The 14,370-nt window shown below is 72.2% G+C and carries 13 protein-coding genes; 10 read left to right on the top strand and 3 right to left on the bottom strand.

Annotated elements, in window-relative coordinates; all coding sequences use genetic code 11:
• Positions 1–6 precede the first annotated feature (6 nt).
• Positions 7–837 carry a DUF3109 family protein gene (locus AQJ11_RS15635; RefSeq protein ID WP_058081425.1) on the bottom strand — a complete coding sequence of 277 codons (831 nt, stop codon included), beginning with the start codon at positions 835–837 and terminating at the stop codon, positions 7–9.
• Between the two features lie 71 nt (positions 838–908).
• Here AQJ11_RS15635 and AQJ11_RS15630 point away from each other — a divergent pair, with 71 nt between their 5' ends.
• The 4 genes from AQJ11_RS15630 (at position 909) to ilvD (ending at position 5,372) form a co-directional block, all read left to right on the top strand.
• Positions 909–1,841, top strand: coding sequence for a Ppx/GppA family phosphatase (locus AQJ11_RS15630; protein WP_014674160.1), 933 nt, complete (start codon positions 909–911; stop codon positions 1,839–1,841).
• 128 nt (positions 1,842–1,969) lie between these two features.
• A complete protein-coding gene (locus AQJ11_RS15625) occupies positions 1,970–2,791 on the top strand; it encodes a sugar phosphate isomerase/epimerase family protein (RefSeq protein WP_059263760.1) in 822 nt (273 codons plus the stop codon).
• Positions 2,788–3,423, top strand: a complete 636-nt coding sequence (locus AQJ11_RS15620) for a TetR/AcrR family transcriptional regulator (RefSeq protein WP_059263494.1) — start codon at positions 2,788–2,790, stop codon at positions 3,421–3,423. The genes AQJ11_RS15625 and AQJ11_RS15620 overlap by 4 nt, the downstream gene beginning before the upstream one ends.
• Before the next feature lie 95 nt (positions 3,424–3,518).
• Complete coding sequence (ilvD, locus tag AQJ11_RS15615) at positions 3,519–5,372, top strand: dihydroxy-acid dehydratase (RefSeq protein WP_014674163.1); 1,854 nt, start codon at positions 3,519–3,521, stop codon at positions 5,370–5,372.
• Positions 5,373–5,506: 134 nt separating this feature from the next.
• On the opposite strand, the gene AQJ11_RS15610 is transcribed toward ilvD, so the two are convergent.
• Positions 5,507–7,729 (bottom strand): serine/threonine-protein kinase, encoded by a 2,223-nt coding sequence (locus tag AQJ11_RS15610; RefSeq protein WP_059263493.1) that lies wholly within the window; start codon positions 7,727–7,729, stop codon positions 5,507–5,509.
• 154 nt (positions 7,730–7,883) lie between these two features.
• Here AQJ11_RS15610 and AQJ11_RS15605 point away from each other — a divergent pair, with 154 nt between their 5' ends.
• The 6 genes from AQJ11_RS15605 (at position 7,884) to proC (ending at position 12,525) form a co-directional block, all read left to right on the top strand.
• Positions 7,884–8,228, top strand: a complete 345-nt coding sequence (locus tag AQJ11_RS15605; protein WP_059263492.1) for an SH3 domain-containing protein — start codon at positions 7,884–7,886, stop codon at positions 8,226–8,228.
• Between the two features lie 221 nt (positions 8,229–8,449).
• Positions 8,450–8,995, top strand: a complete 546-nt coding sequence (locus AQJ11_RS15600) for a hypothetical protein (protein WP_014674166.1) — start codon at positions 8,450–8,452, stop codon at positions 8,993–8,995.
• Between the two features lie 110 nt (positions 8,996–9,105).
• On the top strand, positions 9,106–9,903 hold the full coding sequence (locus tag AQJ11_RS15595) for a class I SAM-dependent methyltransferase (RefSeq protein ID WP_014674167.1): 798 nt from the start codon (positions 9,106–9,108) through the stop codon (positions 9,901–9,903).
• 117 nt (positions 9,904–10,020) lie between these two features.
• Positions 10,021–10,824 carry an ABC transporter ATP-binding protein gene (locus AQJ11_RS15590; protein WP_059263491.1) on the top strand — a complete coding sequence of 268 codons (804 nt, stop codon included), beginning with the start codon at positions 10,021–10,023 and terminating at the stop codon, positions 10,822–10,824.
• On the top strand, positions 10,821–11,636 hold the full coding sequence (locus AQJ11_RS15585; protein ID WP_059263490.1) for an ABC transporter permease: 816 nt from the start codon (positions 10,821–10,823) through the stop codon (positions 11,634–11,636). Before AQJ11_RS15590 ends, AQJ11_RS15585 begins: the two co-directional genes overlap by 4 nt.
• A 76-nt stretch (positions 11,637–11,712) precedes the next feature.
• Positions 11,713–12,525: a pyrroline-5-carboxylate reductase gene (gene proC, locus AQJ11_RS15580; RefSeq protein WP_014674170.1), complete on the top strand. Its 813-nt coding sequence runs from the start codon at positions 11,713–11,715 to the stop codon at positions 12,523–12,525.
• 91 nt (positions 12,526–12,616) lie between these two features.
• Here the strand turns inward: proC and trpS are convergent, their stop codons facing one another.
• Positions 12,617–13,642: a tryptophan--tRNA ligase gene (trpS, locus tag AQJ11_RS15575; protein ID WP_059263489.1), complete on the bottom strand. Its 1,026-nt coding sequence runs from the start codon at positions 13,640–13,642 to the stop codon at positions 12,617–12,619.
• Positions 13,643–14,370 lie beyond the last annotated feature (728 nt).

Raw genomic sequence — 14,370 nt, 5'->3', positions numbered from 1 at the left:
AAGGGCCTACGCTTCCGGGTCGGCCGGGTGGGGCGCCAGCAGGGGCAACCGCGACGCCAGCCGCGCCTCGCACAGCTCGACCAGGCGGTCGTACCCCGCCTTGCCCATCAGCTCCGTCAGCTCGGCCCGGTAGGACACGTACACCGGCTCGCCCGCGCCGTGCGCCGACGTCGCCGAGGTGCACCACCAGTGCAGGTCATGCCCGCCCGGCCCCCAGCCCCGGCGGTCGTACTCCCCGATGGACACCTGGAGCACCCGCGTGTCGTCCGGCCGGTCGATCCAGTCGTAGGTGCGCCGGATCGGCAGCTGCCAGCACACGTCCGGCTTGGTCTCCAGCGGCTCCCGTCCCTCCTTCAGCGCCAGGATGTGCAGCGAGCAGCCGGCCCCGCCCGCGAACCCCGGCCGGTTCTGGAAGATGCACGACCCCTGGAACGGCCGCGTCTGCCGGGAACCCTCCTCGTCCTCGGAGACCCACCCGCCCCGCGTGCCCTCGTCATGGTGCTGCCAGATCTCCGGCGTGAGCCGCGCCACGTGCTCGGCGACCCGCTTCTCGTCGTCCTCGTCGGAGAAGTGCGCCCCCAGCGTGCAGCACCCGTCGTCCGCACGGCCCGCCTGGATGCCCTGGCAGCCACTGCCGAAGATGCAGTTCCAGCGAGAGGTCAGCCAGGTCAGATCGCAGCGGAAGACCTGCTCGTCGTCCGCCGGATCAGGAAACTCCACCCAGGCGCGGGCGAAGTCGAGCCCCTTCTCGTCGCCCATCAGCGCCTCCGTGGTGCTTTTGGCGGTCTTGCGAACTTTGCCCGCCTTGTCGGCCTTCGCCTTTTTCGTCTTTGGCACCCGTCCAGGGTAAGTGGCCGGGTGCCGCATCGGGGACCGAGGACGGACGTTCTGGCAGTAGCGTTCCGTACATGAGACTCGGTGTCCTGGACGTGGGTTCGAACACGGTGCATCTGCTGGTGGTGGACGCGCACCCCGGCGCGCGCCCGCTGCCCGCGCATTCGCACAAGGCCGAACTCCGGCTCGCCGAGCTCCTCGACGACAGCGGTGCCATCGGCGACGAAGGCATCGACCGGCTGATCGCCGTGGTACGGGACGCGCTCCAGGCCGCCGAGGACAAGGGCGTCGAGGACCTGCTGCCGTTCGCGACCTCCGCCGTCCGCGAGGCCACCAACGCCGACGACGTCCTCGCGCGCGTGGCCGACGAGACCGGCGTACGGCTCCAGGTCCTCGCCGGAGCCGAGGAGGCCCGGCTCACCTTCCTCGCCGTACGCCGCTGGTTCGGCTGGTCCGCCGGAAAGCTGCTGGTCCTGGACATCGGCGGCGGCTCCCTGGAGATCGCCTTCGGCATGGACGAGGAACCGGACGCGGCCGTCTCCCTCCCGCTCGGCGCCGGCCGCCTCACCGTCGGCTGGCTGCCCGGCGATCCGCCCGCCCCCGAGGACGTCCGCGCCCTGCGCCGCCACGTCCGCACGGAGATCGCCCGCACGGTCGGCGAATTCAGCCGCTTCGGCGCCCCCGACCACGTGGTCGCCACGTCCAAGACCTTCAGGCAGCTGGCCCGCATCGCCGGCGCGGCCCGCAGCGCCGACGGCCTCTACGTCCAGCGCGAGCTCAAACGCGAGTCCCTGGAGGCCTGGGTCCCGCGTCTGGCCGGCATGACGGCGGAGCAGCGCGCGGAACTGCCCGGCGTCTCGGACGGCAGGGCCGGCCAGCTCCTCGCCGGCGCCCTGGTGGCAGAGGGCGCGATGGACCTCTTCGGCGTGGAGAAACTGGAGATCTGCCCCTGGGCCCTGAGGGAGGGCGTGATCCTCCGGCGCCTCGACCACATGGGTTCCGCATAGCGCCCCGGAAGGGGCGCGGGGAACGGCGCGACAAGCCGCGAACGACCCGCACCCGCCCGAATGGCATACCTCACAACGGCGAATAGGCACCGAACACCGGCACCGCCCGACGCCGTATGGTGACGGACGTGGCTGAACCAAGGGACGCAGACGTGCGTATCGCGCTCTCGACCGCCTCCGTCTACCCCGAGTCGACGGCGACGGCCTTCGAAATCGCCGCGCGCCTCGGTTACGACGGCGTCGAGGTCATGGTGTGGACCGACCCGGTCAGCCAGGACATCGAGGCCCTGCGCCGCCTGTCGGACTACCACGGCATCCCGATCCTGGCCGTCCACGCCCCCTGCCTGCTGATCACCCAGCGCGTCTGGTCCACCGACCCCTGGGTCAAGCTCCAGCGGGCCCGGGCGGCGGCGGAGAAGCTGGACGCCTCCACCGTCGTCGTCCACCCGCCCTTCCGCTGGCAGCGGCAGTACGCCCGGGAGTTCGTCGACGGGATCTGGCGGATGGCGAACGAGACGGACGTGCGGTTCGCCGTCGAGAACATGTACCCCTGGCGCTACCGCGACCGCGAGATGCTCGCCTACGCCCCCGACTGGGACGTCACCCACGACGACTACCGGCACTTCACGATCGACCTCAGCCACACGGCGACGGCCCGCACCGACGCCCTCGGCATGGTCGACCGCATGGGGGACCGGCTCGGGCACGTCCACCTCGCCGACGGCCGGGGCTCCGCCAAGGACGAGCACCTGGTGCCCGGCCGGGGCACCCAGCCCTGCGCCGAACTGCTGGAGCGCCTGGTGCACACCGGCTTCGACGGCCATGTCGTCATCGAGGTCAACACCCGGCGGGCGATGTCCGGCGCCGAGCGCGAGGCCGACCTCGCCGAGGCCCTGGAGTACACGCGCAAGCACCTGGCCGCGGCGGCCGTGCGGGTGGCCCGCCGATGACCGCCGGCCCGCCGGCGGACGACACCGCCCCCGAGCCGCCCGCCCGGCGCCGGGGCCGGCCCCCGCGCACCGAGTCCGCCGGCACCCGGGACCGCATCCTCACCGCCGCCCGCGAGGAGTTCTCCGCGCGCGGCTACGAGAAGACGTCCGTACGCGGCATCGCCAAGGCCGCCGGCGTGGACTCCGCGCTCGTCCACCACTACTTCGGCACCAAGGAGCAGATCTTCGAAGCGGCCGTCGAGGTCGCCTTCGCCCCCGCGCTGGACGCCCCGGAGGCGGTCGCCGAAGGCCCCCCGGACGCCGTCGGCGAGCGGCTGACCCGGTTCGTCTTCGGCGTCTGGGAGAACCCCACCACCCGCACCCCGCTGCTCGCGATCGTGCGCTCCGCCGTCAACAACGACACGGCCGCCGCCGTCTTCCGCCGCCTGGTCGCCACCCAGATGCTGCGCCGCATCGCCGCCCGGCTGGAGCTGCCGGACGCCGAGCTGCGCGCCGAGCTGGCGGCCGCCCAGCTGGTGGGCTGTGCCATGCTCCGTTACGTGATCAAGGTGGAGCCGCTGGCGTCGGCGGACCTGGAGCGGATCATCGCCCGCGTCGCCCCCGTCGTCCAGGGGCATCTGACCTCTCCGTGAAACGCGCGTCCCGCGATCCGGACACCTTGTCCCGCCCACTGGATGACCGGCGTACGCTCGACACCAGCCACATCCGTCTGAAGGAGCGAGCGACGATGCCCGAGCTGAGGTCCCGCACAGTCACCCACGGCCGCAACATGGCGGGCGCCCGCGCCCTTATGCGCGCCTCCGGTGTACCCGGTGCGGACATCGGCCGGAAGCCGATCATCGCCGTCGCGAACTCCTTCACCGAGTTCGTGCCGGGCCACACCCACCTCCAGCCGGTCGGCCGGATCGTCAGCGAGGCGATCAAGGAGGCGGGCGGCATCCCGCGCGAGTTCAACACGATCGCCGTCGACGACGGCATCGCCATGGGCCACGGCGGCATGCTGTACTCCCTGCCCTCCCGCGACCTGATCGCGGACTCGGTCGAGTACATGGTCGAGGCGCACTGCGCCGACGCCCTGGTCTGCATCTCCAACTGCGACAAGATCACCCCGGGCATGCTGATGGCGGCCCTGCGCCTGAACATCCCGACGGTCTTCGTCTCCGGCGGCCCCATGGAGTCCGGCCGCGCCACCCTGGTGGACGGCACGGTCCGCACGCTCGACCTGGTCGACGCGATCTCCGACGCCGTCAACGACAAGATCTCCGACGAGGACATCCTCCGGATCGAGGAGAACGCCTGCCCCACCTGCGGCAGCTGTTCCGGCATGTTCACCGCCAACTCCATGAACTGCCTGACCGAGGCCATCGGCCTCTCCCTGCCCGGCAACGGCTCGGTCCTCGCCACCCACACCGCGCGCCGCGCCCTGTACGAGAACGCGGCCCGCACGGTCATGGACCTCACCCGCCGCTACTACGAGCAGGACGACGACACCGTCCTGCCCCGCAACATCGCCACCTTCCAGGCCTTCGAGAACGCCATGGCCCTGGACATCGCGATGGGCGGCTCCACCAACACGATCCTGCACCTGCTGGCCGCCGCCCAGGAGGCGGGCGTCCCGTTCGGTCTGGACCAGATCGACGCCGTCTCGCGCCGCGTGCCCTGCCTGGCCAAGGTGGCCCCGAACGTCGCCAAGAACCGCACGTACTACATGGAGGACGTGCACCGCGCCGGCGGCATCCCCGCCCTCCTCGGCGAACTGCACCGCGCCGGCCTGCTCAACGAGGACGTGCACGCCGTCCACAGCCCCTCCCTCTCCGACTGGCTGAAGACCTGGGACGTCCGCGGCGGCTCCCCGTCCCCGGAGGCCGTGGAGCTGTGGCACGCGGCACCCGGCTGCGTCCGCTCCGCCGAGGCCTTCTCCCAGTCCGAGCGCTGGGCGGCCCTGGACGACGACGCCGAGAACGGCTGCATCCGCTCCGTCGAGCACGCCTACTCCAAGGACGGCGGCCTCGCGGTCCTGCGCGGCAACCTCGCCGTCGACGGCTGCGTGGTCAAGACGGCCGGCGTGGACGAGTCGATCTGGACCTTCGAGGGCCCGGCCGTCGTCTGCGAGTCCCAGGAGGAGGCCGTCCAGCGCATCCTGACCCAGGAGGTCAAGGACGGCGACGTCGTCGTCATCCGCTACGAGGGCCCCAAGGGCGGCCCCGGCATGCAGGAGATGCTGTACCCGACCTCGTACCTGAAGGGCCGTGGCCTCGGCAAGAGCTGCGCCCTGATCACCGACGGCCGCTTCTCCGGCGGCACCTCGGGCCTCTCCATCGGCCACGCCTCGCCCGAGGCGGCCTCCGGCGGCACGATCGCCCTGGTCCAGGACGGCGACCGCATCCGCATCGACATCCCGGGCCGCACGATCGAGCTGCTGGTCGACGAGGCCGAGCTGGCCCGCCGCGAGCAGGCCCTGAACGGCGTCTACGCCCCGAAGAACCGCGAACGCAAGGTCTCCGCCGCCCTGCGCGCCTACGCGGCGATGGCAACGAGCGCGGACAAGGGCGCGGTGCGCGACGTCTCCCGCCTGGGCTGAGCCACGGCAAAAGGGGCCGCTCCCGACGGGGGGCGGCCCTTCGCCGTTCCACGGGGGCCTTCGCCGGTCCACGGGGCCCTTCGCCGGGTCTGCCCCGCGCCGCCCGGCCTCCCCCCCCCCCCCCGCGTCCGGGGTCACCAAGCCGACGGTTTCCCGCCGTCCACGGTGAAGACCGTGCCGTCGGGCGCGGCGGCGAGGACGCGGGCGTCGACCGGTACCGGTGCGGGCGGGGTGCTCATGACCTCGGCCGAGTTCGCGCCCAGCCGCGCCGGCGTCTGCCCGACGAGCCTGCCGTTGCCGGCGTCGACGGCGAGCAGCCGGCCGTCGCTCGCGGTGAGGTACACCCGCCCGCCCCGCACGACGGGCGCCGAACCACGGCTCACCGACGTCTCCAGGTGCCACAGGTGCTTGCCCGACCGCCCCGACGCCATGTCCACGGCGTCCAGGGAGCCCCCGGTGGCGAGTACGTACACCACGTTCCCGCGCACCGTCGCGTGCGCGCCGTCGAGGACGGCGGGCAGTGCGACGCGCCGGGTCGCGCCCGTGCCGGGGGTGTAGCGGACGATCGCCTTGGCGCCGTACGTGCTGTCCACGGCCAGGAAGAACACCGCACCGCCCTGCGCCGCGAACGGCTTGAGCCAGCCACCGAGCCGTACGTCCCACCGCACCCGGCCGGTGCCCGGGTCCACGGCGGTCACCCGTGTGCTCGTCCCGTCGGCGGACGTACGCGTCGCGAAGGCCGTCGAGGCGCCGGGGAACGCGTCGAGGGCCGGCATGCCCTGACCGGGCACCGTGCTTCGCCAGCGCGTGGTGCCGGTCGAGCCGTCCACACCGGTCACCGTGCCGTCGGCGCTGGTGAGCAGGGCCGTGTCACCGGCGTACCGCACGGTCGTCCCGGCCGGAAGCCGCCGCTGCCACACCTGCCTGCCCGTGGCCGGATCCAGCCCGGCGAGCCGTGAGCCGCCGTCCGTGTACGGCTGGACCAGCCCGCCGGAGAGGGCCGGGGGCCCGCTCGTGGACCGGGTGTCGACCGAGCGCCGCCACAGCAGCCCGCCGTCGCTCGCGGCGAGCGCGAAGACGACACCCGGCCGCGCGCAGACCACCTTCCCGGCCCCGTACGCGCAGTGCGGCATGCCCGCGCCGCCGGCCGCCGGCCGCGCCGTCCACGTGCTGCCGGAGGCCGCCGTCAGGGCCGGCTCGCCCTCCCTGTGGGGCGCCTGATCGTTTCCTCCGGACGCCCACACCGAAACGAGCGCGCCGAGCAACGCCAGCCCCAGGCCGCCGGCCGTGAGCGCCACCGCCCGCCGACGCCCCGGGCCTCGGCCCGTACGCCGACCGGCGCCCTCGGAACGACCGGCTCCCTCGGAGCGACCGGCTCCCTCGGAGCGACCGGCTCCAGCAGCGCCCCCAGCCCCTACCTCTGCCCCTGTCCCTGCCTCGGCTTCGGCTTCGGCGGGAGCCCGGTCCTCGCCCGCCCGTTGCTCCGCACCCGTCCGCTGCGCCGGTATGAACGCCTGGGTGTCGTACGAGGCCGCCACCGAGCGCAGTTCCCGCATCAGTTCGTCCGGCGTGGGCCGGTCCTCGGGTTCCTTGGCGAGACACCGGCGTACCAGCTGTGCGAGCCCTTCCGGTACGCCGGTCAGGTCGGGCTCGTCGTGGACCACCTGGTAGGCGACGACGTACGGGCTGTCGGAGTCGAACGGCCCGCGCCCGGTGGCCGCGTGCACCATGACCGAGCCCAGCGCGAAGATGTCGGCGGCCGGGCCGACTTCCCGGGGCCGCCGGAACTGCTCGGGCGCCATGAACGGCGGAGTGCCGATCAACTTGCCGGTCTCGGTGCGCAGTTCGCTGTCCTTCGGCCGGGAGATGCCGAAGTCGATGACTTTCGGCCCGTCCTCGGCGAGCAGCACGTTGCTCGGTTTGAGATCCCGGTGCACGACCCCGACCCGGTGGATGTCCCGCAGCGCCTCGGCGAGCCCCACCATCAGCCGGCGCAGCTGCTCCGTGGGCATGGGGCCCTTCCGTTTCACATGGTCGGACAGGGTCGGCCCGGGAATGAACAGAGTGGCCATCCAGGGGCGTTCGGCCTCGGGATCGGCGTCCACGACCGGTGCCGTGAACGCCCCGCTGACCCTGCGCGCGGCGGCCACCTCCTGCCGGAAACGGCCCCTGAACTCGGGATCCCGCGCGAACTCGGCGTGTACGACCTTCACCGCGAGCCGCATCCCGGAGGTGCTCCGGGCGAGGTGTACGACCCCCATGCCGCCGGAGCCCAGGCAGGACTCCAGCCGGTAGTGCCCGGCGTACTCGGGAAGTTCCGCTTCCGCGCCCGCTCCGGTGTTGCGCTGTGGCGCCATGGACCACCCCCGTGCTCTTCGTCCGCGCGCGCGACGCACGGAGCCTAGTCGATGACTCGTACGAGACAGAGGCGGCTTGCTAGCGTCTGGGTGCGCGTCGCGCACCTGCGTTTCGCGCCGAGTTCAAGGAAGACGACGGGGGAGGACCATTTTCATGTCAGTCGACCGCGCACATGAGGCCGAGGCCATCGAGAACGGCGTCAACGGCACCGGCGGTGCCGAGGACGTGGTGACGCAGGCGGCGGCAGCCGTCCGCACCTACGCCGTCGCGCCCGGCGTCCGGCTGAACGTCCGCAGCGGCCCGGGCACCCAGTACAACCTGGTCCGCGTCCTGCCGGAGGGCGTCCGGGTGCCGATCTACTGCCAGGCGCCCGGCACGACGGTGACGGGCACCTACGGCACGACGAACATCTGGGACCTCATCGACAGCGGCGAGTACGTCTCGGACGCCTACGTCCACACAGGCGCCGACGGCTACATCGCCCCACGCTGCGGCTGACCCCGGCCCGCACTCACTGCGCACGGCCGGGACCGCACCTACTGGACACGGCCGGGACCGCACCCGCCACGGCCGGCGCCGTGAGCCCTCCCGTCCCGCCGGGGCCATGCCTCGGCGGGACGGGGGCCTCCGACGCGGAACCGCCACCCCGCCGGCACCGCACCCCGTCGGCACCGCACCCCGCCCGGAAGCCCGTCCGCCGGCGGCGCCATAATCGTGCTGTGAGCGACGAAACCGGCACCCCGGACACCTCGGCGGGCTCCGCCGGCCGCGCGGCCGAGGGCGACGGCGCGCCGCCGCAGGGTGGCGGCCCCCGCCCCGAGCCCCTGCGCTTCTTCGGCACCTCCTGGGTGAACCACGACAACGGCTACGCGGCCCGCCGCGCCGGCGTCGCCGTCGGCTCCCTCGCTGCCGCCGCCGTCTCCTGTCTGGTGCTGCGCCTCGCCTACGAGGGCATCCGGATCGCCGAGTCCGGTTCCTTCGTGACCGTGCTGGTCGTCGCCATGTTCGCGATCTGCAGTGCGCTCGCCTTCCGCAACACCTGGGAGGGCTTCGGCAAGCGCCACGACCCGCAGCGCCAGGCGTCCCTGCGCGGTCTGCTCGCCATCGGCTTCGTCGGCACCCTGCTCGCCTACTTCTTCCGCTCCCTCACCGAGGCACCGGGCGAGAAGCTGCACCGCGAGGAGTACGAGCAGGCCCGCGAGGCCCACGCACGCCGCACCACCCGCCGCACCGGCAACCCGTCGAAGAAGAAGCGCCGCCGCTAGGACGGCTAGGACGGCTAGGACGGCACCAGCGGAACGGCGACGGTGGAACCGCGACGGCAGGACGGAAAAGGGGTACGGCAGGCGCGCGGCGATGCCGTAGACAGGAACCCATGACCGTCACCGAGCCGTCGCCCGCCGACCCGCACGCCTCCCTCGCCGCCCGCGCCGCGTCCTTCAACTCCGCCGCCGCCCAGTACGCCGCGAACCGCCCCTCCTACCCGCCCGCCCTCCTCGACGCCGTCGAGGAACTGGCCGGCCGCCCCCTTCCGGGCGCCAGGACGGTGGACGTCGGCGCGGGCACCGGCATCGCCACCGCCCTCCTGCACGCCCGCGGCGCCGACGTCCTCGCCGTCGAACCCGGCGCGGGCATGGCCGCCGAGTTCCGCCGCGCGCTCCCGCACATCCCGCTGGTCCGGGGCAACGGCAACGCCCTCCCCGTCACCGACGCCCACGCCGACCTCATCACCTACGCCCAGGCCTGGCACTGGACCGACCCGGCCCACTCGGTGCCGGAGGCGCTGCGCGTGCTGCGCCCGGGCGGTGCGCTGGCGCTGTGGTGGAACACCGAGGCGCTGGATATCGGGTGGATCGCCGACGCCGCCCGCCGGGTCTGCCGCTTCCTGGGCGTCGACGTCGCCGCCGAAGCGCGCAAGGCCGGTGACCGCGTCGAGCTGGCCGACCCCAGCGGGCGTCTGGACTTCGTCCGCCGCACGGTCCGCTGGAGCCGTCGCGTCCCGGTCGACACCCACCTCGCCAACATCGGCAGCCACTCGGCCTTCCTCACCAGCCCCGAGGAGCGCACGACCGCCTTCCTCGCCGAGGAGCGCGCCCATCTGCTGGAGGTCTTCCCGGACGGCACGGTCGAGGAGACGTACGACGTCCGCCTCCTGGTCGCCCGCAAGCCCTGACCCCACCTCCCGCCCCTCCCGCACCCGTCACCGGCCCCCACCCTCTCCCTCTCCACTCTTTCCCTCTTCGCCCTCGCCCCTTGACGTGCCGACCCCTCCAGCCCAAGTATTCATCACATGATGAATTATAAGTCGGACCCTCCACCCCCCGCTGCCTCCGCCCCCGCGATCCACGCCGACGACCTCACCGTCACCCGCGGCCCCCGCACCGTCCTGCACCACCTCCGCTTCACCGTCCCCCGCGGCCGGATCACCGGCCTCCTCGGCCCCTCCGGCTGCGGCAAATCCACCCTCATGCGCGCGATCGTCGGCACCCAGGCCAAGGTCACCGGCACCCTCGACGTCCTCGGCCACCCGGCCGGCCACCCCGCCCTGCGCAGCCGCATCGGCTACGTCACCCAAGCTCCCTCCGTCTACGACGACCTCACCGTCCGTCAGAACCTCGACTACTTCGCCGCGATCCTCGACCCCGGCCGCGCCGCCGCCGACCGCCGCCACCAGCACGTCACCCGGGCCATCGCCGACGTCGACCTCACCCGCCACGCCGACGCCCTCGCCGGCAACCTCTCCGGCGGCCAGCGGGGCCGCGTCTCCCTCGCCGCCGCCCTCCTCGGCACCCCCGAACTCCTCGTCCTCGACGAACCCACCGTCGGCCTCGACCCCGTCCTCCGCCGGGACCTGTGGCAGCTCTTCCACGACCTCGCCGCCACCCGCGGCACCACCCTCCTCGTCTCCTCCCACGTCATGGACGAGGCCGAGCGCTGTCACCGCCTCCTCCTCATGCGCGAGGGCGAGATCCTCGCCGGGGGAATCACCCCGGACGCTCTGCGCACCCGCACCGGCACCGACACCGTCGAGGCCGCCTTCCTGCGCCTGGTCGACGAGGCCACCGCGGGCCGCACGAAAGAGAGCACCCGATGAGCCCGAGCCCCCTGACCACGGCGAACTCGGCGAACACGACGACCCCGGCGGCTTCCGCCACGGGCCCCAGCGCCCTCGACGCCTCCCGCACCGCCGCCACCGCGGCCCGGGTCCTGCGCCAGCTCCGCCACGACCCGCGCACCATCGCGCTGATGGTCCTGATCCCCTGCCTGATGCTGATCCTGCTGCGCTACGTCTTCGACGCCAGCCCGCGCACCTTCGACAACATCGGCGCCTCGCTGCTCGGCATCTTCCCGCTGATCACGATGTTCCTGGTCACCTCCATCGCCACCCTGCGCGAACGCACCTCCGGCACCCTCGAACGCCTCCTCGCCCTGCCCCTCGGCAAGGCCGACCTCATCGCCGGCTACGCCCTCGCCTTCGGCGCCGTCGCCATCGTCCAGTCCGCCCTCGCCACCGGACTCGCGGTGTGGCTCCTCGGCCTCGACGTCACCGGCTCCCCCTGGCTGCTCCTCCTCGTCGCCCTCCTCGACGCCCTGCTCGGCACGGCCCTCGGTCTCTTCGTCTCGGCCTTCGCGGCCTCGGAATTCCAGGCGGTCCAGTTCATGCCCGCGGTGATCTTTCCCCAGCTCCTCCTCTGTGGCCTGTTCACCCCCCGCTCCGACATGCACCCCGTCCTGGAGGCCGTCTCCGACGTCCTGCCGATGTCGTACGCCGTCGACGGCATGAACCAGGTCCTCCACCACGCCGACATGACCGCGACCTTCGTCCGCGACGTCCTGATCGTGGCCGGCTGCGCGCTGCTCGTACTGGGCCTGGGCGCGGCGACGCTGCGACGGCGCACGGCGTGACCGAGGCCCCCCGGCCGACGTCCCGCCCACCGGACAACCCGCCCGCGCACCCCACCCCGGTGCCAGACTGAACCGCATGAGCCAGAAAGTCGCAGTCCTCGGCACCGGCAAGATCGGCGAAGCCCTGCTCAGCGGAATGATCCGGGCCGGCTGGGCCCCCGACGACCTCCTGGTCACCGCCCGCCGCTCCGAACGCGCCGAAGAACTCCGCACCCGCTACGGAGTCACCCCGGTCACCAACACCGAGGCCGCCAAGACCGCCGACACCCTGATCCTCACGGTCAAGCCGCAGGACATGGGCACCCTCCTGGACGAACTCGCCCCGCACGTCCCCGCCGACCGCCTGGTCATCAGCGGAGCCGCCGGTGTCCCCACCTCCTTCTTCGAGGAGCGCCTGGCCGCGGGCACCCCCGTCGTCCGGGTCATGACCAACACCCCCGCCCTCGTCGACGAGGCCATGTCGGTCATCTCCGCCGGCAGCCACGCCACCGAACAGCACCTCGCACACGCCGAGGAGATCTTCGGTGGCGTCGGCAAGACCCTCCGCGTCCCCGAGAGCCAGCAGGACGCCTGCACCGCGCTCTCCGGCTCCGGCCCGGCGTACTTCTTCTACCTGGTCGAAGCCATGACCGACGCCGGCATCCTGCTCGGTCTCCCGCGCGACAAGGCCCACGACCTCATCGTCCAGTCCGCGATCGGCGCCGCCGTGATGCTCCGCGACAGCGGCGAACACCCCGTCAAGCTCCGGGAGAACGTCACCTCCCCGGCCGGCACCACCATCAACGCCATCCGCGAACTGGAGAACCACGGCGTACGGGCCGCCCTCATCGCCGCCCTCGAAGCCGCCCGCGACCGCAGCCGCGAACTCGCCTCCGGCAAGAAGGACTGAACCCACCGCCCCACGCCGGCCCGTGGGCGGCGGCCCACCCACCGCCCACGGACCGACCCGGGCGGAGCGCCGCCCGCGGACCGCCGCCCGGCTAACGCGCGGCGCTCAGCGAAGGCTCCGCGACGGGCGGCAGCAGCCCGATCGCCCTATAGGCCGTATCGACCGTCGGCCGAGCCAACGCCCGCGCCTTCTCCGCACCATCCCGCAGCACCCCCTCGACATACGCCGGATCAGCGCACAGCTCCCGGTGCCTGGCCTGCACCGGCCGCAGCACCTCCACCACCGCCTCCGCGGTGTCCCTCTTCAAAGAGCCGTACGAGTCGTAAACGTCTGCCAGTGACTCAGGGTTCCCGCCCGTGCACGCAGCGAGAATGTCCAGCAGATTCGCGAGGCCCGGCCGTTCCGCCCGGTCGTAGACGACGTCTCGCCCGCTGTCCGTCACGGCCCGCAGCACCTTCTTGCGCACCACGTCCGGCTCGTCCAGCAGATAGACGACCCCCGTACCCGAGTCGTCCGACTTCCCCATCTTCCTCGCCGGGTCCTGGAGGTTCATCACCCGCGCCGCCACCCGCGGAATCGTCGCCCTCGGCACCACGAACGCCTGCCCGTAGCGCTGGTTGAACCGCACCGCCAGATCCCGGGTCAGCTCGACGTGCTGCGCCTGGTCCTCGCCGACCGGCACCTCGTCCGTGCCGTACGCCAGGATGTCCGCCGCCATCAGGACCGGGTACGTCAGCAGCGACAGCCGCACACTCCCACCGCGGTCCCGCTCCTTCGCGGCCTTCTCCTTGTACTGGATCATCCGACGCATCTCACCGTCGGTCGCCACGCACTCCAGCAGGTACGACAGCCGCGTGTGCTCGTCGACATGGCTTTGCAGGAACACCGTGCACACGTCGGGGTCGAGCCCGGCCGCCAGCAACAAGGTCGCCGTCTGCCGGCTGAGCCTGCGTACGCGCGCCGGGTCGTGGTCCATGGTCAGCGCGTGCAGATCCACCACGCAGAACAGCGACTCCGCCCGATGCTGGTCCACCTCCGCCCAGCGCCGCATGGCCCCCAGGTAGTTGCCCAGGGTCAGGTGCCCGGTCGGCTGAATCCCGCTGAAGACCCGAGTCATCTCCACTCCACCTTCTGGTCGGGACCGCCGCCCCTGCGGCCGGCCCCCGAGACCCGGAGGGAGATACGAGAACGGCCGCCGAAGCGGCGGCCGTTGAGTGCATACGTGAGTACGGCCGCCGTCAGGCGGCCCACCAGAGCTGGGTACACGTACGCGTCATCACGCCCCCCACCGTACGCCTCGGGAGTGCCTCGCGGCAGCGAGTTGACACGACCCACGCCGATACGTACTGTTCTCCGAGTTGTCCGACGTGAGCGCCGACCCCGGTCGGTCCCCGGACAGCCATTCCGCAAGCACCACCCACTCAATCGACACTGTCGGTGTCGACTGCTTTGGTGTGCGTATTTGCGAAATGAGGAATCCGCGTTCGAAAGGGCGCCGGGCCCCCGATTAGCTCGGGAGCCAGGAATCCGCTAAAGTCTCACTCGTCGGAACGGCCCAACGGCCGGGAAGGCAAACCCCGCTGACCGGGGATCAGACGCCGAAAGGATCTGATAGAGTCGGAACCGCCGGAAAGGGAAACGCGAGAGCGGGAACCTGGAAAGCACCGAGGAAATCGGATCGGAAAAAGATCTGATAGAGTCGGAAACGCAAGAACGAAGGGAAGCGCCCGGAGGAAAGCCCGAGAGGGTGAGTACAAAGGAAGCGACCGTTCCTTGAGAACTCAACAGCGTGCCAAAAATCAACGCCAGATATGTTGATACCCCGTCCATCGGACAACCGATGGT

It is taken from the genome of Streptomyces corchorusii, from assembly GCF_001514055.1.
In the GTDB taxonomy this organism is placed as follows: domain Bacteria; phylum Actinomycetota; class Actinomycetes; order Streptomycetales; family Streptomycetaceae; genus Streptomyces; species Streptomyces olivaceoviridis.
This window is presented reverse-complemented; position numbering and strand designations above follow the sequence as displayed.

Excerpts from the sequence above, each read along its gene's own strand:
- AQJ11_RS15630 (WP_014674160.1), top strand. The coding sequence starts at position 909 with ATGAGACTCGGTGTCCTGGACGTGGGTTCGAACACGGTGCATCTGCTG.
- AQJ11_RS15610 (WP_059263493.1), bottom strand. The coding sequence starts at position 7,729 with ATGGCGCCACAGCGCAACACCGGAGCGGGCGCGGAAGCGGAACTTCCC.
- AQJ11_RS15605 (WP_059263492.1), top strand. The coding sequence starts at position 7,884 with ATGTCAGTCGACCGCGCACATGAGGCCGAGGCCATCGAGAACGGCGTC.
- trpS (WP_059263489.1), bottom strand. The coding sequence starts at position 13,642 with ATGACTCGGGTCTTCAGCGGGATTCAGCCGACCGGGCACCTGACCCTG.
- AQJ11_RS15595 (WP_014674167.1), top strand. The coding sequence starts at position 9,106 with ATGACCGTCACCGAGCCGTCGCCCGCCGACCCGCACGCCTCCCTCGCC.
- ilvD (WP_014674163.1), top strand. The coding sequence starts at position 3,519 with ATGCCCGAGCTGAGGTCCCGCACAGTCACCCACGGCCGCAACATGGCG.
- AQJ11_RS15590 (WP_059263491.1), top strand. The coding sequence starts at position 10,021 with ATGATGAATTATAAGTCGGACCCTCCACCCCCCGCTGCCTCCGCCCCC.
- proC (WP_014674170.1), top strand. The coding sequence starts at position 11,713 with ATGAGCCAGAAAGTCGCAGTCCTCGGCACCGGCAAGATCGGCGAAGCC.
- AQJ11_RS15620 (WP_059263494.1), top strand. The coding sequence starts at position 2,788 with ATGACCGCCGGCCCGCCGGCGGACGACACCGCCCCCGAGCCGCCCGCC.
- AQJ11_RS15585 (WP_059263490.1), top strand. The coding sequence starts at position 10,821 with ATGAGCCCGAGCCCCCTGACCACGGCGAACTCGGCGAACACGACGACC.